We start from the raw sequence: 271 nt of genomic DNA, 5'->3' as shown, positions 1-271 counted from the left end.
AGCCAATGTACTGCGCGCTTATGGACGCTTCGGCTACCCGAAAGCCCGCTATGTTTTTCTCAACATTCGCCATGCGGCACGCGCGCGCAGTTTTGTCGCCGCCATCACCGCACGTGTCACTACGGCCGTGGCCTGGGGCACCGGTGCCGATGAAGTGCCGGCACCACCGTGGACCGTGAATATCGCCTTCACTTATCAAGGTTTGAAAGAATTGGAATTACCGCGCAGTTCTTTGATCGGCTTTTCAGCGGAATTCGTCGAAGGCATGAAA

At 56.1% G+C, this 271-nt stretch carries 1 pseudogene; it reads left to right on the top strand.

Annotation, left to right across the window (positions count from 1 at the left end):
* Positions 1–271, top strand: a pseudogene (locus tag QN347_RS19960) (hypothetical protein); the annotation flags it as partial.

The organism is Sphingomonas sp. 10B4 (assembly GCF_035019905.1).
GTDB classification, from domain to species: Bacteria; Pseudomonadota; Alphaproteobacteria; order Sphingomonadales; family Sphingomonadaceae; genus Sphingomonas; species Sphingomonas glacialis.
The sequence above is the reverse complement of the archived record's forward strand: the minus strand, read 5'-3'. Positions and strand labels throughout refer to the sequence as shown.